Below are 17,811 nucleotides of genomic sequence, written 5' to 3'. Positions count from 1 at the left end.
TCCAGTTGTGCTGCCGTACCATCTTGCTTATATGTTCGTGACGCCCGGTCAGATTCCGGTTTCGGCGCCGGTCCCTCGAGTTTCCTATCGGTACTATAGCGCCGAAGCTACTTCCGTGTTGGCGGGGCGAGGGCCGGCGACCGGCGTCGTCGACGGCCGTCCGCGCCCGGGACCGACTCGGCGGGACCGCGCATCTTTTTGGCGCGCTCGCGAAACACTCCGGTATGGTCGACGTCCTCGACAACAAGCGGGCCGCGACGCGGTTTCGCATCCTCGTGCAGATCGCCGAGCGCCAGCCCGCGGTCAGCCAGGGTGAGATCGCCGAGGAAGTCGGCGTCACGAGTCAGGCCGTCAGCGAGTACATCCGCGAGCTCGTCGACGACGGCCTCGTCGAGAAGGAGGGACGGTCGCGGTACCGCGTCACCAAGGAAGGCGTCGACTGGCTCTTTCAGGCCGCGGGCGACGTCCGCCGCTTCGCGGACCACGTCACCGAGGACGTCCTCGGCGCGATGGGTGAGGACGCCGCCATCGCGACCGCCGACCTCGAGGAGGGCGACATCGTCTCGCTGACCGTCGAGGACGGCCTGCTCCACGCGACCCCCGGCGACGAGGGGCCGGCGACCGGGGTCGCGACCACTGACGCCGCGGCCGGCACCGACGTCGGGGTCACCAGCTTCGAGGGCGTCATCGAACTGGATCCGGGGTCGGTGACGGTGCTGCAGGTCCCCGCCGTCAGGACCGGCGGCAGCCGCGAGGTCGATCTCGAGGCCGTCGCGGACTACTGCGACGACGCGGACCTGATCGTCGCGACCGGCGTCGAGGCCGTCGTCGCCTGCCGCGAGGCCGACGCCGAACCGGCCGTCACGTTCGCCGTCGGCGAGGTCGCCGCCGACGCGGCCGAACGCGGCCTCGAGGTCGTCGCCGTCGCCACCACCGACGCCGTCGGCCGCGTGACCGACGCGCTCCGGGATGCTGACGTTTCCTACGAAGTTCTCGAAAGCTGAACCGCCTACCCGTCTGCGGCGCGACAAGCTACGCCGACGGTTCGCCGACCGCAACCGACAAAGATAACGAAAACCGGACCGCCGTCAGCCGATGTACCGCAGGTCGTCGTCGGTCGGCACCTGCTGTTGTTGCTGCTGTTCCATCTCCTGGATCTTGCCCATGACCTCCTCCATCTCGTCGGCCCGCTCGTCCAACGTCTCGTAGTCGAGTTCGAACCCGAGCAGCGCCTCGAGCACCTCGAGCACCGCGCGGGCGCTCTTGGGGTCGACGAGGTAGCCGCTGGTTTCGCCCATCAAGCAACTCGCCTCGAACCCGCGGCGGTCCCCCAGTCCCAGGAGGAGCCCGGAGACGCCGACGATACCGCCCGCGGGTTCGTCCTCGCGGAACTCGACCCCGGCGTCCTCGAGGTCCTCGCGCAGCGACGCGTCGTTGACGGCGCCGACGACGGCGTACTCCTCGATGAGTTCGCCGGTCGGCACGCCGCCGAGCGCGTACGCCTCGTCGGCGCCGAACTCCTCGGCGATGTCGAGGAAGGCGCTCGTGAGCACGTAGTGGCCCGCGTTGGTCTGGGCCTGGTGGTCGCCGGTCAGCAGGAGGAGATCGCGACCCTCGGACGCCGAGACGGCGTAGATCTCGGCGCAGGTCAGCTCGGCGACGCCGTCCTCGATGCTCACCTGCGGGGGGAACTCCTGGGAGTAGACGCGGCGCACGAGGGTGCTCTCGCCCTCGAGTTCCTCGAGCAGGTGATCGACCGCGAGCTTTCCGACGTGGCCGACGCCCGGCAGCCCTTCGACGAGCACCGGATCGTCCAGTTCGACGTCGTCGACTGCGTCGATCTCGAGTTCGTCCATACCCGAATCAGCGATTGCGACGCTTAAGAGACCGTCGGTACTCGCCGTAGGGATCTTCGGGATCGAACGGCGCCGGCGCGCTGTTTTCGGCGTCGGCCCCGCACTCCGGACACTCGGTAGAAAGGGTATACACCGGGCGGTCGTGTCGCTCGCGCCACGCCGAACACACCCGGATGTCGGATTTCATCTATTCGTCGTCGGTGCGGCGCTCGCGGTGGTACTCGCCGGAGCCGCCCTCGTCCTCGATGGCGGCGATCGCGCGCTGAGCGCTCTCCTCGAGCTGGGATTCCGCGGTCTTGTAGTTGGGCGCCTGCACCTCGATCCGATACTCGGGTGCGCCGACGTAGCTCACGTCGAGTTCGACCTCGTCGGGGACCTCGCCGTTGCCTTCGGCGGCCTGCAGGGCCTCGCGGATGCCGTCGACGCCGCTGGGCGAGGGGTTCTCGAGGTCGACGTAGCCGGTGACGTTGACGTACGGCACCGAGACGTTCTCGCGAGCCGTCTCGACGATCGAATCGATCTCGTCGTCGGAGAGGTCGGTGTCCTCGAGGGCCTCGTCGCCGTGGATCGCGGCCTGCTTGAAGCCGTTGTAGAGGCTGCCGTGGGCCCCGATCAGTTCGTTCGCGATCGCGGTGTAGGTCTCGTCGTCGGCGTCCTCACCGAGCGCCAGCTCCATCCAGTTGTCGGCCTTCTGCTCGTTTTTCCACTGCTGGATCTTCTCGGAGCGCTGGTGATCGTTGACGTCCTTCAGCGAGAGGTCGATCTGCTGGGACTCCTGGTCGACGTCTAACACCTTGCAGACGACGATCTGGCCCTCGCGGACGTGGTCGCGGACGTTCTTGATCCACCCCGAGGCGACCTCGGAGATGTGGATCAGACCGCGCTTGTCCTCGTACTCCTCGAGATCGACGAAGACGCCGAAGTCCTCGATCTCGTCGATCTTCCCGACGACGAGCTCGCCGGTGTCGGGCCAGCCGCTGAACTTCATCGTGACTCGACGGTCTCGATGATCTCGTGTTCGATCTCGGCTTTGCCGCCGGTCGGTCGCGCCAGCGTCGTCCCGCAGACTGCGCAGGCGACCTCCGTGGAGGCCTTGCCGAAGACGGTCTGTTCGTTCTCGCAGTCACTGCATCGTACCTGGTAGAAGCTTCCTGCCATAGTGATCACTCCTGGAACTCGAGTCGGCCGGCGCGCCATCCCTCGCGGAGGTGGGCCTTGCCGCACTCGCTGCAGCGGTACTTGAGGTCGGTCTTCTTGGTCGGCTTCTCGCCGGCGGGCACCTTCGAGAAGCGACCGGAGTTACCGATGCTCGAGGAGTTGCGCTTGGTTCGGCGAGCGTCCCACTTCATGCCGCTCGAGCGCCCGGTCCGGGCCTTCTCGACTTCGTGTTCGTGGTGTTCGTTACAGAACGGGCAGTACGTATTGAATCGGCGTGGCATCTGCATGGTTATCTCACTTGCCGTGGGCTAAGAGACGGCTGTTTAAAACCCGTTTGGTTCGCCGTCGGCGAAATCGCGATCCCCTTCGCGGATCGGGAACCCGGCCAGCGACTCCGCCAGGAGGCGCGGACGGAGACGTGGACGCGTTCGAAGCGTTTAATCGTCTTTCCTGCGAACGCTGCCGTATGAAACAGCTCATCATCCACGGGGACCCGGGCATCCGCAAAGGGGCCGTCGTCGAGTACGAGGGGGAGGAAGTGGTCTGTTTCGGAATCAACCGCAACGGCGAGTGGCACGGGCCCGAGGAGGTGCAACTCTGGTGTACCGTCGGGGACCAGTCGGAGTACGAGGACTACGAGAAGCGCAACTTCGTCCCCCACTTCCTCGACGTCGACCGCGTCGACGCCGAGGACGTCGAGGTCGTGCGCGCGAGCGCCGACCTCGCGCTCTGACTGCGGGCCGTCACACGCTCCGCCCGCGGCTTCCGTTTCCAGTACGCTTTTCTCCTCCCTCGCTCGACGGTCGAGCAGATGCGACCGAGCCGCGCAGCGGGGGGAGGGGGTCCGCCGGCCGGCCTCGAGCAGGGTGTGCAGTCGTTCCGGACCGAATCGCACGGTCCCGCTTCTCCGCCTCGTTTCCGTCTCCCGTTTTCGGGTCGTTTCGAGCATCGGGCAGCGAACTCGCCGTCGCCGTCACTCCCGCGGGCGCGGGGCCGAAACGATGTTTGATTCGGTCCTCGAGGCGTGCCGGATGCGGCTCCGGGCGTTGCTGTCGACCGCGCGGTTCGGCCTGTTCGTGGGCGTCGGCTTCGTCGGCGCCGCCGTCGACATCCTCGTCCTGTATCTGCTGGTCGAACTGACGTCGCTCGGCCCCGCTCCGGCGAAGGTCCTGTCGTGGGAGCTCTCGATCGCCGTCATCTTCGTCATCAACGAGTGGTGGACCTTCTCGAACTACGGCAAGACGGGGGCTCGAGCGCTCGGGAAGCGGTTCCTCCGATCGAACGCGGTTCGGTTCGCCGGGTTTCTCGTGACCCTCGGCGTGCTGGCGGGGCTGGTTCGCTGGTTCGACGTCTGGTACCTCGCGGCGAACGCGGTTGGGCTGGGCGTCGGCTTCTTCGTCAACTACATCTGTGAGAGCCTCTACACGTGGCGGGTCCACCGAGGCTAACGGTAGAAATCCCCATACGGCGTCCGAATCACAACCCTTAACTAATACACTCGGTTACGTGCTGGTAGCGGGATGGGATAGCCAGGAGATTCCGGCGGGCTCATAACCCGCAGATCGGTGGTTCAAATCCACCTCCCGCTATGTTTTGTCGGAAACAAGCCCGTGAGCGACAAATATCGGGCGAGTTCCGAGAGCAGACCGCGAGCGATACAGGCGGTCTTCGCGCGGGTCAACTACTAGATCCGGTTACGTTTCGCCGCGACTTGGCCGACCGATAGGGACCACTCCGTCGGAGACGTGGCCGTGAGCGTCGAAAAGGCGAGACGGAGGAAGCGTCCTCGTTAGAGGGGGGGGGGACCTACGACGATTCATCGTCAGGAACGATGCGGATACTCGTTTCGTCGCCGAGTCCCTTCTCCATCGCGTCGTCGACGTTGAGTTCGGCGCCGATCGTGTAGCTGTCCGGTTCGGCGGGTACCCACTCCGACTCCGAGACGCGAAACCGCTGTCGCCACCGCTTCGTGATCCGCTTTCGTTCGCCCCGGTCGAAGACGAACTCGCCGGCTTCGTCCGGCGGATCGTGGAGCTGGATCTCGGACGCCTCCTGCAGATCGTCGACGCGCCAGGTCCACAGCAGCGGCGAGTTAGTCGGAACGGCGATCGGAACCGGGAGCGGATTCCGCATCGTGACGGTAAACGGGACGACCTCGCCGACCTCGTACTCCGTTCGCGGGGTCGACACCGAGACGGAGATCGCCCGGTGGCGAAGCGAGCGCGGAACGACGCGTCGGCTCAGCGCGGTCGAGTTTATCGACCGCATCGCCTGGATTCTGTGGCCGGTTTCCGTCTCGGCCGGCGTGAACGGCTCCTCGTCGCGGCGAAGCGCTTCCGATTCGTATATCCGACGCACTGGCGGACGCAGGACCGATGAAAACTAAAGCGTTCGGATTCCCCCGTCGAGCGCCGATCGAGCGCTCGTTCGGGGGAGCGTCGCCGATCAGTCGTCGGCGACCGTATCGCCGGTGCCGCTACCGCTTCGCTCGCCGCCGGTCCGAACCCGCCCGTCGGCGTCCGCGTCCTCGTAGAGCAAACACGAGATCTGGTGGGTCCCGCCCGTCCGGACGGCGTCGGGCTCGCGGCGCTCGCAGGGCGACGTGAACGCGTCCTCGAGGCGATCGAGCGCGCCGCTCACGTCGCCGGCGTGGAGGTCGTCGATCGCCTGCGAGAGCACCCGCTCGGCGTCCGGATCGGAGACCTCCGGTGGAATGCCGAACTCGGAGCGGACCAGTTCGTCGAAGCGGTCCGGAGCGACGTCGGTCGGCGCCGTCCGCTGCGTGTCGTCTCTGCCCGCGTCGTCCGCGACCGCGGTGACCGCGTCGACGCTCTCCGCGTCCGCGAGCCGCAGTCGGAAGTCGACGACGGAGCGCCAGACGTCCTGCTCCATGTCGTACGCTTCCGGCTGGATGATCCGCGGACACCGCGTGTGGAACCGACAGCCCGATGGCGGATCGATCGGCGACGGGACGGTCCCCGGCAGGAAGATCTGCTCGCCCTCCCAGAGCGGATCCGGTTCGGGGATGGCCGACAGCAGCGCCTCGGTGTAGGGGTGGTGGGGCGGCGAGAAGACCTCCTCGGTCGTCCCGACCTCCGCGAACTCGCCGAGGTACATCACCGCGATCCGATCCGAGATGTGTTCGACGACGCTCAGGTCGTGCGCGATGAAGATGTACGAGAGGCCGAACTCCTCCTGCAGGTCCTCGAGTAGATTGAGGATCTGCGCCTGGACCGAGACGTCCAGCGCCGAGACGGGCTCGTCGCAGACGATGATCTCGGGATCGACGGCGAGCGCCCGCGCGATGCCGATGCGCTGGCGCTGGCCGCCGGAGAACTCGTGGGGGTACCGGTGAGCGTGGCTCGGGTTCAGCCCGACGGTCTCGAGGAGGTCGTAGATCCGTTCGGTTCGCTCCTCGCCCGAGGCGATGTCGTGAATGTCGAGCGGCTCGCCGATGATGTCGCCGACGGTCAGGCGCGGGTTCAGGCTCGAGAACGGATCCTGGAAGATGTACTGGAGGTCCGTCCGGAGATCGCGCAGGCGCTTGCTGGAGAGGTTGGTTAGCTCGAGTTCCTCGGTGCCCGCTCCCGATCCGCCCCTGCCGCGGTAGTAGACGGAGCCGTCGGTCGGCTCGATCAACTGCAAGAGCGCGCGCCCGAGGGTGCTCTTTCCGCAGCCGGACTCGCCGACGACGCCCAGGGTTTCGCCCTCGTACAGTTCGAGGTCGACGCCGTCGACGGCTTTCACCCACTGGCTGCGGCCGAGCAGGCTGTCGATGAGGCCGTCGCTGCTGTCGTAGTGCTTCGTCAGGTTCTCGGCGCGAAGGATCGGTTCGTCGCTACGCATCTCGATCACCGTCCGAATTCGCAGGCGTGTCGGTGCGTGTTGTGGTCGATCCGGCTCCGGGCACCGCCTCGGTTTCGGTCCCGGTCCCGGCGCCTCCGTCGGCACCCTCGCCGGCCGCCTCGTCTCGAACCTCGACCGTGTAGTCGAGCCCGTCGACGAGTTCGCCGGCGTACTCGAGACACGCCGCCGCGCGCTCGGTCGAGGAATCGGTCGCCGGCTCGCCCGTTTCGGGGTCAAGCAGCGGCGGTTCCTTCCGGGTACAGGCCTCCTCCGCGAACGGACAGCGGGGGTGGAAGCTACAGCCCGGCGGCAACTCGACGAGGTCCGGCATCGTGCCGGGGATCGTCTGCAGCCGGTCCCGCTCGGTGCCGATCCGCGGGATCGAACTCATCAGCCCGACCGTGTAGGGGTGTTTGGGATCGTAGTAGAGCTCCTCGACGGGCGCCTTCTCGACGGGTTTGCCCGCGTACATCACCATCACGCGGTCGCAGACCTCGGCGACGACGCCCAGGTCGTGCGTGATCAGCTGGATCGCGGTGTCGAACTCGTCGGCCAGCTCCTCGAGTTCGTCGAGGATCTGGGCTTCGATCGTCACGTCGAGGGCGGTCGTCGGTTCGTCGCAGAGCAACAGGTCGGGGTCGCACGACAGCGCCATCGCGATGACGGCCCGCTGTTGCATTCCGCCGGAGAACTCGTGGGGATAGTCGGAGTAGCGCGCCTCGGCCTCGGGAATGCCGACCCGGTCGAGCAGCTGGATAGCTCGCTCGCAGGCCTCGGCGTCGTCGTAGCCGAGGTGGTGCCGGATCGCCTCCGAGATCTGTTCCCCGACCGTGTAGACGGGGTTGAGCGCGGTTTGGGCGTCCTGGAAGATCATGGCCATCTCGTTGCCCCGGATGTCGCGGACCTCCCGCTCGGTCATCTCGAGGACGTCCTCCCCCTTGAACAGGATCTCGCCGCTCTCGATCTGACCGGGGCTCTCGATGAGGCGCATCAGCGACAGCGCCGTGACGCTTTTGCCGGCGCCGCTCTCGCCGACGACGCCGAACTTCTCCCCGCGCTCGATGCGGTAGGAGAGGTCGTCGACCGCGGTGACGACGCCGTCTTCGGTGTAGAACTTGACCGTCAGATCGTTGACCTCGAGCAGCGCCATCAGGCACCACCTCCCTGCGTCTCGACGCCGGTCTCCTGGGCGTCTAGGGCGTCGTTGATGCCGTCGCCGATCATGTTCATCGCCATGACGAATAGGAAAATCGCGCCGCCCGGGAACACCGTCGCCCACCAGGGAATCGCCCCTTCGGGACCCTGAATGAGGGTCTCGCGGGTCTGGTCGAGCATGGTGCCCCACTCGGCGGAGCCCGGCGGCATGCCGAGTCCGAGGAAGCCGAGCGCGGCGACGCTGATGACGACGGTGCCGATGTTGAGCGACGCGACGACCAGCAGCGGGGGCAGCGCGTTCGGAACGATGTGTCTGAAGATGACGGATCGATCGCGCGCGCCCAGCGCCTTCGCGGCCAGGACGTACTCGTTCTCTTTGACCTTCAGGACCTCGCCGCGGATGAGTCGCGCGTAACTCGCCCAGCCCACGAGGGTAAAGGCGAGCACGAGCTGCCAGTAGCCGCTGCCGAGCATCGCGACGATGATCAGCGCCATGATCAGGAACGGGAACGCGAAGACGGTGTCGACGATCCGCATCATGATCTCGTCGACCCAGCCGCCGTAGTACCCCGAAATCGCGCCGTAAACTGTGCCGAAGCTCGCGGTCAGCAGGACGACGATGAAGCCGATCGAGATGCTGTAGCGGCCGCCGTAGAGGATCCGCGAGAACAGATCGCGACCGGAGCCGTCGATCCCCATCGGGTGCGCGAGCGACGGCGGATCGTAGACGTTGACGCTCGGATCCTGCAGGTACAGCACCGCCGTCGGATCGTAGGGGGCCAGCGAGAAGGGCTGGACCGTCACGCCGAGGACCGTCACCGGCCGCGCGAAAAGCGCCAGCAAGGAGAGGACGGCGACGACCGCGAGGCCGATCAGCGCGGATCGGTTCCGTTTGAATCGGGTCCAGGCGCGCTGCCATCGGCTCCGCGTCTCGCCGGCCGTGTCGTCGGTCCAGCTCGACAGCGGGTCCCGTTGTTCGACGTGCTCTGCGTCAAAGCCGGAGATGGTAATTCGTCCGCGTTCCGTCGATTGCTCTCTAGTCATATCTGATCCTCGGGTCGAGTGCCGCGTACAGGATGTCGGCTACCAGATTCGCCAGGACGATGAGGACGCCGACGAAGAGGGTGATCGCCATAATGAGGTTGATCTCGCGGCCGTTGATCGCGTTGATGAGTTCCATGCCGAGTCCGGGCCAGTTGAACACGGACTCGACGACGACCGAGCCGGAGACGATGCTGGCGGTCAGCGTCGCCGCGAGGGTCACGACCGAAATCAGGGAGTTACGGAGGACGTGTTTGAGGACGACGGTCCGCTCGGGAAGCCCCTTCGCCCTGGCGGCCGTCACGTACTCCTTGTTCAGCTCCTCGGCCATCGACGTCCGCATGACGCGCATGATCGACGCCGCCGCGCCCGTCCCGATCGTGAGGCCGGGGAGGATCAGGTACCACAGCATGTCCGGATGGTACAGCGCTTTCCGCGCGGGCGGCAGCACCGGCCACAGCCCCATCCACAGCGCGCCGACGAGGATCAGCATCAGCCCGAGCCAGAAGTTCGGGATCGAAATCCCGGAGAGCGCGACGAAGCGGCTCACGGTGTCGCCGAAGCTGCCCTTGTTGACCGCCGCGTAGATCCCGGTCGGAATCGCGATCAGGAGGCCGAACGACCAGCCGAACAGTCCGAGCACGATCGTCTCCGGGAGCCGGGTCAGGATGACGTCGGAGACGGCGCGTCCGGAACTGATCACGGTGCCGAAGTCGCCGGTCAAAACGTTCCCCATCCACGTCAGATACTGCTCCCAGACCGGCTTATCGAGGCCGTACCGCGCCCGCAGCGACGCCACCTCGCTGGCGGACATGTCGGGGTTGAGGCCGACGATCTGGTCGATCGGATCACCCGGCGTCAGGTGCACGAGCGCGAACGTGATCACCGATACGCCGAACAGTATCGGAATAATCGAAAGTAACCGCTTCAGTACGAAGCGTCGTAAGCTCATAGTTGGATAGTGTCAGTGTGGGTGTCTACCGAATGTCTCTCGAATATCTCGAGTCTCTCGAAACCGCGGTACCGCGAAATCGCCGAGCGGTGCGACCGATCAGAGGTCGTACTCGTCGATCACTTCCTCGATCAGTTCCGTCGCGCGCTCGGGGTTGTACTCGTTGTACGGGCGGACGTCCTCCTCGAGCGCCTCCGCGTCGGTCGTCCCGGTCTCCTCGGCGAGGGCGGGGAGGTCGGTCCAGGCGGGGCTGCCCCAGCCGTTCAGGACGTTGTCGACGATCTGCTGGCGCGGGATGAGGTAGTTGACGGCCTTTCGGAGTCGTTTGTCGTCCCACGGTTCGACGTTGACCGGGTACTGGATGTAGTCGTACGCGCCGGCTTCGGTGGCCGCCACCACGTAGTCCTCGGAGTCCTCGAAGTCGTCGAGCGTGCCCGACGCGAGCTCGTGGGCGAGGTCGATCTCGCCGTTCTGGAGCGCGCCAGCGCGGGTCGCGTCGTCGGGCACGATCTGGAGTTCGATCGCGTCGATGACGGGGCCGTCGGGGAACGACGAGGGACCGTCGAACCAGTTCTTCGAGTCGAGGCCGAGGTTCTCGAGCCAGTAGTCGTCGAACTTGGCGTACTCGACGTACTGCTCGTCTTCGAAGTCGGTGAGTTCGTAGGGACCCGTCCCGACGGGAGTCGTTCCCTGTCGGGGATCGAGCTCACCGCCCTCCATATCGGCCTGCTCGAGGGAGTGGATGTGGATGCCGGGGAGCTGGCGCTCCGCTTCCGCGTCGGGCACCTGCGCGTAGAGGTTGACGGTGTAGTCGTCGACGGCTTCGGCGTGCAGCAGCGAGTCGAACGTCTGGGCCGACATCTGGGAGTTCTCGTAGCGCTCGCAGGACTGCACCACGTGTTCGGCCGTGAGTTCCTCGCCGTTGTGGAACGTGATGCCCTCGTGGAGGTTGTACTGGTACTGCATGCCGAACACGCCGTCGGCGACGGCGTCGGCCGCTTCGGCCGGCGTGATTACGCGGACCTCGTCGTCCGCGACCGGATCGTCGTCGGGGTGCTGAACGATGATCTGTTCGTCCGTGTCGATAGCGCCCTCGTCGTCCGCCGCGACCGCGGTCATGTACTCCTCGTAGGCGGTCCGGTCGATGTCCTGCGTCTCGACGAGTTCGTAGCTCTCCGCGAGCCACGGGTACACGTTCCCGCTGTCGTCGAGGCGGATGAGCTGTTCGAACACGAGGTTCTGGTTCAACAGCGAGTTCGCGTCCGTGCTGTACGGCGGGTCGAACGACTCGACGTTCGCCGCGATCGCACCCGCGAGCGTTCCGCCTTCCGAAAGGTCGGACAGGCCGGCGTCGGCCGGCTGCGTGTCGCTCTCGCGATCGACCCAGGTGATCTGCTCGTCGTGGGGTGCGTACAGCCCGTAACTGAGCAAGCTGCCCTGGAACGGGTACGCGGTGAACCCGTAGACGTCGGTGTTCAGCACGGCGATCTCGAGGTCGAAATGCGTGATCGAACTGTACCGGTGGTCCGCGAGGTACCGCCAGATCTCGTCGTACCGTTCGGCGCGGAGTTCGGGATCGTCCGCCACGGCGGCGTCGAACCGCGCGTTGTCGATCATCTCGTCGAGTTCGGAGTCGCTGATCCCGTTCAGGTTACAGCACTGCCCCTGGTTGCTGGAGTGGTGGAGCGCGCTACAGTAGCTTCCGGGGTTGAACTCGCCGGAGAGCCCGATCGCCGGAATGACGCCCTGGTTCGGGTAGTCCGGCCCCATCACGCGGGAGACGTAGGTGTTCCACTCGTAGTCTTCGACTGACGTGGAGAAGTACCCCGTCTGCTCGAGGGAGTTGGCGATCAACTCGACCATCTGAACGCGGTCGTCGTTGTTCGCGTTCACCTCGAACTGAATCTCGAAGGGCGTGTCACTCTGTTCGCTCTCGCTGCCGAGGCACCCGGCGACTGCAGCGATTCCAGCACCGCCGATCCCCTGTAGAAGGTGTCGGCGATTAAATTTAGATTGATTGTCTTCCTGCACCATGACTCCTTGATGCAAAATACAAATATAAATATGTGTCGCTTTCTACCAAGGTGATATTTGGACTGTTTACCGTAGCTCCGGACTGGGAGCCCAACATCCAATCTCTACCCATAGCTGACTATGATCGTTCATAGTTAGCCGATATTTCGAGAATAAACAGAGAACGAAGTTGAAATTATGTCCCGATCGTTCATGATCGTTACGGGGCGTCGCAGCCCGCCGTCCCCGTTTGCGATCGAGCCGGATACAAAGATGCGAGTCGGCAATGCCAGTGGTATCGGCGGACGGCCCTCGAGTTCGGGCTGTCGGCGTCGCCGCGATGACCGCTTACTCGTCGCCGTCCTCGTCGACGATCACGACCTCGCCGTCGACGACGTCGACGTTGATCAGCGTCTTCACGTCGTAGCCGGCGTCGTCGACCTTGTTCTCGCCGCCGACCTTCTTGATGACCGCGACCGTGTCGATGACCTCGGCGCCGATCTCGTCGAGCGCGTCGAGGACCGCTGCGAGCGTGCCGCCGGTCGAGAGGACGTCGTCGAGCACGAGCACGCGCTCGCCCTCGCGGACGTCGTTGATGTACATCTCGTTCTCCGAGTAGCCGGTCTGCTGGGAGATGGCGACCTCGTCCTCGAGGCCGTACTGGCGCTTCCGAATCACGGTCAGCGGAATGTCGGTCATCAGGGAGACGGCCGTCGAGATGTGAATGCCCATCGCCGCGGGCGTGACGATCCGGTCGACGTTCTCGAGTTCGGCCTTCCGGATGATCCGGATGACGATCTCCCGCAGAAGCGTCGGATCGAGCTTCGGGACGCCGTCGCTGATCGGGTGGACGAAGTAGTGGTAGCCGTTCTTCTCGATGATCGGCGCCTCGAGGAGCGACTGTTTGAGTTGATCCATGTCGTCGGTCGGGCGGTAGCGGAGTAAAAGTTGACGATCCGTCGGAGGGCGTCGGATGCGAACGGTCAGCACGGACGCGAGGACGGCGCTCGGTCGTCGTTTCGGTTCCGTCGAAACCGCCGACGCCGAGGACGGCCGCACGCTAGCCCGACGGTGCGGTCAGTCGTCGGCTCGGTAACTGAGCTCCGGCGGCTGCTCGCTCGCCCCGAGTCGCATGTTCCGCTCGTAGTAGAGCTGCGCGACCGCGGTCGCAGTTACCGTGACGGCGATCACGCCCGCCCACGCCAGGTTCGACACCAGCGTCAGCGGGTAGATCTCGAGCCAGAGCGCGGCGACCAGTGCGCAACTGATCGCCCCCAGCGAGAGGTACAGCTCCCGCCAGGCGAACTCGTGGCCGGGCACGATCTCGAGGTAGACGCTGATGTCCCGGGTCCGCTCGGTCGCCTCGATGACGCCCCGATCCGAGTCGAACGCGAGGATGTCGGCCTTGTCCATTTTCGGGAGATGGGTCTGCTGGAGCGTCGTGTAGACGCGCTTTCGTTGCTCGGGGGTGACCCGGTCGAGGGTCGTCTCGTACTCCCAGGCGGCGACCTGCTGGGCGAGATCGCCGAGTTCGACGGGCCGGCCGTCCTGTTTCAGGAAGTGGAGGACGTAGCGCCGCCGCTGATTCCGGAGGAGGTCGAAGATTTCGCCCTTCGAGAGCGTCGGGGTGTCGGCGTCCGCCTCAGGTTCGGTTTCGATTTCGGTCTCGGTCTCGAGTGCGTCGGTCCGTTGCTTCTGTCCCACCACGAATCACCTCGGCTACCGATCGGTCCCAATCCCACCACGTCGGCGTCCCCCCGTTAATTCGGCGGTGGAACGCCACCTATATAATTCTCCTGCCCGCCGTCTCCCGGCGGTCGGCGCCGACGCGCCGGGCGCGCTCACTCGCGGCTCCGCTCCCGGTCCGGGCCGCGTCCCAGCACCGCCGCGATCGAGGCGGCGATCTCGCCGCCGAGCCCGGCTTTCGATCCCTCGTACCGGGCGACGTCGCCCTCGTGGACCAGCAGCGCCCGCGTCCGGTCCGAGCCCATCACGCTCGCGTCGTTGGCGACGACGAACGCGAGGTCGGCCCGCGAGAGGGTCCGGCGGGCCTGCTCGACCATCGCCGCCTCGTCGCCCGACGTTTCGGTCTTGAAGCCGACGATCGGCAGGTCCGGATGGGCCGCGCGGATCTCGTCGATGAGCTTCGGCGTCGGCTCGAGTTCGAGGGTCAGTTCGTCCTGCCCGGAGCGGATCTTCTCGTCGCTAGCGTCGACGGTGTAGTCGCCGATCGCGGCCGCCGAAACCAGCGCGTCGGCGTCCGCGCAGGCCTCGCGGGTCGCCGCGAGCATCTCCGCGGCGCTCTCGACCTCGCGCACGTCGGCGTAGGGGACGTCCGCGCCGTCCTGGACGAGCGTCACGTCGGCGCCGCGGACGTAGCAGGCCTTCGCGACGGCCCGGCCCATCTTCCCCGAGGAGCGGTTCGTGATCACGCGGACGGGATCGATCGATTCGCTGGTCGCACCCGCGGTGACGACGACGCGTGCGCCCTCGAGCGGTCGGTCGCCGGCCGCCCGGGCGACCTCGCAGACGATCGCCTCCTCGGTGGCGATCTTGGCCTTCCCCTCCTCGACGCGCGGATCGACGAAGTCGACGCCCCACGACTCGACGGTCTCGATGGCCTCGAGCACGCCGGGGTGGTCGTACATCGGCTCGTGCATCGCAGGCGCGACGACGACCGGCGTCCCCGCGCCGAGCGCGGTCGTCGCGCAGGTCGTGACCGGCGTGTCGTCGACGGCGCCGGCGATCTTGCCGACGGTGTTCGCCGTCGCAGGCGCGATCAGAAAGACGTCAGCCCAGCCGTCCGAGCCGCAGAGTTCGACGTGCTCGACGCTGCCGGTGATCTCGGTGACCACGTCGTCGTCGGTCGCGAACTCGACGGCCCAGGGGTGGACGATCCCCCGCGCGCTGTCGGTCATCACGGCCCGCACGTCGGCGCCCTGCCGTCGCAGCTCGTGGGCCAGTTCGACCGTCTTGACGGCCGCGATAGACCCCGTCACCCCGAGCGCGACGTTGACTCCCTCGAGCATGTGCACGATGTTCTCACGGCGGTGTGTTAAGGGTAGCGAGCCGCCGTCGGTCCTATCGGCTCTTGAGACGCGTTTCGTGCCCGAGTACGCTACGCGTCGTCGCCGAGTTCGGCCGCGATCGCCTCGAGTTCGGACTTCCGGAAGGGACGCTCGGCTTCGCCGGGGTCGTCGTCCTCGAGGACGCCGATGGTCCACAGAATTCCGGCGCGCATCCGCGATTTCGACGGGAGATCGCTCGTGTCGATATCGTACCCGACGGCGTCGCAGATAGCCGCGAGCGACTCCTTCGTGAAAGCGGTCGATTCGGGACGCTCGAATCGTCCGACGGCCTTTCGAATCTCGTTGCGCAGGTCGCCGACGGTCTTCGTCATACCGGCGGAAACGAGCGGGCTCGCCGTGTATATTCCGGTCGCGAGCGGGACGATCCGACGACCGTACGACTCGACGGGCGTCACCGCTCGGAAACCGATCGGCGTCAGTCGTCTCGAGCCAGCGGGTTCGAGACCTCGCTGGTGACGTACTCGTGGCGCTTCCCCTGCAGTCGCATCGCGGTCAGGGCCTTGTGCGTCGCGGGATCGGCGAAGAGCGCGCGCTCGTCGCGGCGAACCCGCGCGTTCGGTACGGCCGGATCGTCACGGAGCCGCGCGAACGCGCGCTCGCACTCCTCGCGAATCAGGGCCCAGCAGTCCCGTTCGTCGACCGGGAGGGCGTGAGCGATCGTCGCGACGAGTTCCGCGAGGTGGTTCTGGAAGAGCGCGTAGTACAGCTTCCGGTGGAGCGCCGCCTCGCCGTCGGCGTCCAGATCCGAGTCCGGGTACGGATCGATCGAGAGGCCGCGCTCGGCCAGCCGCCCCCGGTGGACGCGAATCCCGCCGAGGTCGCGCACCAGCGTCGCCGTCGGCCGCGCGTCCCCGTCGAAGACGACGAGACTGTTCTGGAGGTGGCTCTCGAGGGCGACGCCGTACGCGCACAGCAGGCGGAGCTGTTCGGGGACGACGACCGCGGCGTACCGCTCGAGAAACGAGAGCGCCGCGTCTTCGGTCGACGCGACCTCGGTCGCCGATCCGTACTGCTCGATCAGCTCCCGGACGAGCGGCCGTCCCGTCGTCGGCGCGTCGGCGACGAGGCTCGAGGCGACGACCGGCGTGCCGTCGGCGGGAACGAGCGGATGGCCGGCGGGCGGCGACCGGAGCAGCCCGGAGAGGTGCCTGGCGTTGTCGTACCCCTTGCCGCTCGGGTGAGGGCCGTTCGGCGGATGGTAACACGTCGCCGCGGGTTCGGCGAGCAGCCCGAGGGTCTCGAGCGATTCCCGCCGGGTGATCGTTCGCGCGACGGCGGTCACCTGCGGCCCGTTCGAGACGGCGTGGGGCGACAGCGTTCGGACGACGTTCGTCGTCTGGACGGGAATCGCGAGTTTGAGGTGCGGACGGGCGCCGTCGTCGCCCGCGGATCGCTCGGTCCCGCTTTCGTGGGGCACCACCGTCCGAAGGTTGAGTTGCGGCGTTACCGGCCGGGCGTAGTCGTCGATCGGCACGACTCGACCGTCGGCCCGCCGATCGGCGTAACGGTCCGGAATCGTCCGGTGGTACTGCAGCGGGTGGACGGGAACGACGGCGTACGCGTCGGGGGACCGTTCCGCGGGGACGGCGCGCTCGAGCGCGCCCCTGAGGCCGTCGAAGGTCGCGAACAGCCGCTCGGTCAGCCGGTCGTCCGATTCGCTCGCTCGCGTCTCGAGGGCGTACTTCCGGTCGACGGCGACGAACCGGAGGTCGATCCGATCGGTGAACTCGGGCGCGTACGCGAGCCCCTCGCCAGGGGTCATCCCGCGTCGGATCTTCCCGCTCGGATGGAACGGGTGGCCGTCGGTGACGAGCCGCTCGAACGCGGCGGCGTCGGTGGCGGCCGGAATCGCGGTCGGAATCGCCTCGAGGGGCCTGGAAGCGTCCGACCGATCCGCCGCACGACGCTCGTGGACGGCCGCCGCGAGTCGCGCGAGCGCGAGATTCGCGACGCTCTCGGCCACCTCAGCCCGAATCCGTTCGGCCTGTTCAGCGTCGCTGAACGCGCCCTCGCACTCGAGCAGCGGGACGAGATCGACCGGATGTGAGAGGCGCTCGAGGGCGGGGTCGCCGTCGCTCGATCCCGCGGTCCCGCCGCGTTCGTCACCCCTCGACCACCGCCGAACCGGACCGGCGAAGCGGAGCCGATCGTACCCGTGTCTCGCCGCGACCGGGACGAGCAGCGCGCTCTCGGATTCGGGAAACGGGACGAGCGCGAGGCGCCGACGCGCCGACGCCGACGGCGACTCGGCGACCGACCGCAGGTGCGCCCGCTCGAGAGCGTCCAGCGGCGTCAGCTCATTCGGGACGGCGGACGGCTCGGGCGAGACGAGCGCGGCGGACAGGCCGGCCGGCTCGCCGCGAATCACGCCCCGGACGAAGCGGTGGAGGATCTCCTGGCGCGCCGCGGGGAGCGCCTCGAGGTACGCGGCTTCGGCCGGACTCGAGAGGTCGCGGACGCGAGCGTAGCGGGTGGCGGCGCCGAGCGCTGCCCGCTCGGCGGCCGTCCGGAGGAAGTCGGCGTCGCGGCTCCCGCGGGATGGCCCGGACATGGGAACTGTCGCTCCCCTCCAACGTGCGCCGTGTTAACTCGTGGGGGTGTCCGTCAGCGCGTGGAACCACGACCGGACGGCGTCGACGCGAGGCCGGTACCTGAATCGACGGCTGACCGCTGAGAACCGGCCGAATCGCGTTCGCGAGCG

At 66.9% G+C, this 17,811-nt stretch carries 19 protein-coding genes and 1 tRNA gene; 4 read left to right on the top strand and 16 right to left on the bottom strand.

Features of this window, described 5'->3' with window-relative positions; all coding sequences use genetic code 11:
• The first annotated feature begins 224 nt into the window (after positions 1 to 224).
• Complete coding sequence (locus ACYQ26_RS18370) at positions 225 to 1,004, top strand: DUF7839 domain-containing protein (protein WP_459810331.1); 780 nt, start codon at positions 225 to 227, stop codon at positions 1,002 to 1,004.
• Positions 1,005 to 1,088: 84 nt separating this feature from the next.
• Here ACYQ26_RS18370 and ACYQ26_RS18365 read toward each other — a convergent pair whose 3' ends face one another.
• The 5 genes from ACYQ26_RS18365 to ACYQ26_RS18345 are packed head-to-tail and all read right to left on the bottom strand — an operon-like array spanning position 1,089 to position 3,301.
• Complete coding sequence (locus ACYQ26_RS18365; protein WP_459810330.1) at positions 1,089 to 1,856, bottom strand: proteasome assembly chaperone family protein; 768 nt, start codon at positions 1,854 to 1,856, stop codon at positions 1,089 to 1,091.
• A gap of 7 nt (positions 1,857 to 1,863) precedes the next feature.
• Positions 1,864 to 2,043: an RNA-protein complex protein Nop10 gene (locus ACYQ26_RS18360; protein WP_120244657.1), complete on the bottom strand. Its 180-nt coding sequence runs from the start codon at positions 2,041 to 2,043 to the stop codon at positions 1,864 to 1,866.
• The gene (locus tag ACYQ26_RS18355; RefSeq protein WP_459810329.1) at positions 2,044 to 2,844 is read right to left on the bottom strand and encodes a translation initiation factor IF-2 subunit alpha; all 801 of its coding nucleotides are present in this window, start codon (positions 2,842 to 2,844) and stop codon (positions 2,044 to 2,046) included.
• Positions 2,841 to 3,014, bottom strand: a complete 174-nt coding sequence (locus tag ACYQ26_RS18350; protein WP_013881421.1) for a 30S ribosomal protein S27e — start codon at positions 3,012 to 3,014, stop codon at positions 2,841 to 2,843. The genes ACYQ26_RS18355 and ACYQ26_RS18350 overlap by 4 nt, the downstream gene beginning before the upstream one ends.
• Before the next feature lie 5 nt (positions 3,015 to 3,019).
• A complete protein-coding gene (locus tag ACYQ26_RS18345; protein ID WP_459810328.1) occupies positions 3,020 to 3,301 on the bottom strand; it encodes a 50S ribosomal protein L44e in 282 nt (93 codons plus the stop codon).
• 179 nt (positions 3,302 to 3,480) lie between these two features.
• Between ACYQ26_RS18345 and ACYQ26_RS18340 the strand changes: the two genes are divergently transcribed.
• The 3 genes from ACYQ26_RS18340 to ACYQ26_RS18330 all read left to right on the top strand — a co-directional run bounded on the left by ACYQ26_RS18340 (position 3,481) and on the right by ACYQ26_RS18330 (position 4,603).
• Entirely contained in the window at positions 3,481 to 3,747 is a 267-nt protein-coding gene (locus ACYQ26_RS18340; RefSeq protein WP_459810327.1) for an HAH_0734 family protein, read from the top strand.
• Between the two features lie 268 nt (positions 3,748 to 4,015).
• Entirely contained in the window at positions 4,016 to 4,462 is a 447-nt protein-coding gene (locus ACYQ26_RS18335) for a GtrA family protein (RefSeq protein ID WP_459810326.1), read from the top strand.
• 66 nt (positions 4,463 to 4,528) lie between these two features.
• Positions 4,529 to 4,603: transfer RNA gene (locus tag ACYQ26_RS18330), tRNA-Met, on the top strand.
• 217 nt (positions 4,604 to 4,820) lie between these two features.
• On the opposite strand, the gene ACYQ26_RS18325 is transcribed toward ACYQ26_RS18330, so the two are convergent.
• The 11 genes from ACYQ26_RS18325 to ACYQ26_RS18275 all read right to left on the bottom strand — a co-directional run bounded on the left by ACYQ26_RS18325 (position 4,821) and on the right by ACYQ26_RS18275 (position 17,661).
• Positions 4,821 to 5,372 carry a DUF7974 family protein gene (locus ACYQ26_RS18325; protein WP_459810325.1) on the bottom strand — a complete coding sequence of 184 codons (552 nt, stop codon included), beginning with the start codon at positions 5,370 to 5,372 and terminating at the stop codon, positions 4,821 to 4,823.
• 87 nt (positions 5,373 to 5,459) lie between these two features.
• Positions 5,460 to 6,860 carry an ABC transporter ATP-binding protein gene (locus ACYQ26_RS18320; RefSeq protein ID WP_459810324.1) on the bottom strand — a complete coding sequence of 467 codons (1,401 nt, stop codon included), beginning with the start codon at positions 6,858 to 6,860 and terminating at the stop codon, positions 5,460 to 5,462.
• Complete coding sequence (locus tag ACYQ26_RS18315; protein ID WP_459810323.1) at positions 6,853 to 8,010, bottom strand: ABC transporter ATP-binding protein; 1,158 nt, start codon at positions 8,008 to 8,010, stop codon at positions 6,853 to 6,855. The genes ACYQ26_RS18320 and ACYQ26_RS18315 overlap by 8 nt, the downstream gene beginning before the upstream one ends.
• On the bottom strand, positions 8,010 to 9,059 hold the full coding sequence (locus ACYQ26_RS18310) for an ABC transporter permease (RefSeq protein WP_459810322.1): 1,050 nt from the start codon (positions 9,057 to 9,059) through the stop codon (positions 8,010 to 8,012). The genes ACYQ26_RS18315 and ACYQ26_RS18310 overlap by 1 nt, the downstream gene beginning before the upstream one ends.
• Complete coding sequence (locus ACYQ26_RS18305; protein ID WP_459810321.1) at positions 9,052 to 10,008, bottom strand: ABC transporter permease; 957 nt, start codon at positions 10,006 to 10,008, stop codon at positions 9,052 to 9,054. The genes ACYQ26_RS18310 and ACYQ26_RS18305 overlap by 8 nt, the downstream gene beginning before the upstream one ends.
• A gap of 99 nt (positions 10,009 to 10,107) precedes the next feature.
• Positions 10,108 to 12,042 (bottom strand): ABC transporter substrate-binding protein, encoded by a 1,935-nt coding sequence (locus ACYQ26_RS18300; protein WP_459810320.1) that lies wholly within the window; start codon positions 12,040 to 12,042, stop codon positions 10,108 to 10,110.
• Positions 12,043 to 12,369: 327 nt separating this feature from the next.
• Complete coding sequence (gene hpt, locus ACYQ26_RS18295) at positions 12,370 to 12,939, bottom strand: hypoxanthine/guanine phosphoribosyltransferase (RefSeq protein ID WP_459810319.1); 570 nt, start codon at positions 12,937 to 12,939, stop codon at positions 12,370 to 12,372.
• 159 nt (positions 12,940 to 13,098) lie between these two features.
• On the bottom strand, positions 13,099 to 13,725 hold the full coding sequence (locus ACYQ26_RS18290; protein WP_459810318.1) for a DUF7344 domain-containing protein: 627 nt from the start codon (positions 13,723 to 13,725) through the stop codon (positions 13,099 to 13,101).
• A 137-nt stretch (positions 13,726 to 13,862) separates the two neighbouring features.
• A complete protein-coding gene (coaBC, locus tag ACYQ26_RS18285; protein WP_459810317.1) occupies positions 13,863 to 15,050 on the bottom strand; it encodes a bifunctional phosphopantothenoylcysteine decarboxylase/phosphopantothenate--cysteine ligase CoaBC in 1,188 nt (395 codons plus the stop codon).
• Positions 15,051 to 15,139: 89 nt separating this feature from the next.
• Positions 15,140 to 15,421, bottom strand: coding sequence for a hypothetical protein (locus ACYQ26_RS18280; RefSeq protein ID WP_459810316.1), 282 nt, complete (start codon positions 15,419 to 15,421; stop codon positions 15,140 to 15,142).
• A gap of 104 nt (positions 15,422 to 15,525) precedes the next feature.
• Positions 15,526 to 17,661: an IucA/IucC family protein gene (locus ACYQ26_RS18275; RefSeq protein ID WP_459810315.1), complete on the bottom strand. Its 2,136-nt coding sequence runs from the start codon at positions 17,659 to 17,661 to the stop codon at positions 15,526 to 15,528.
• Positions 17,662 to 17,811 lie beyond the last annotated feature (150 nt).

Source organism: Halopiger thermotolerans, from assembly GCF_054654555.1.
Note: the sequence above shows the minus strand (reverse complement) of the source record. Positions and strands in the feature narration are given on the sequence as shown.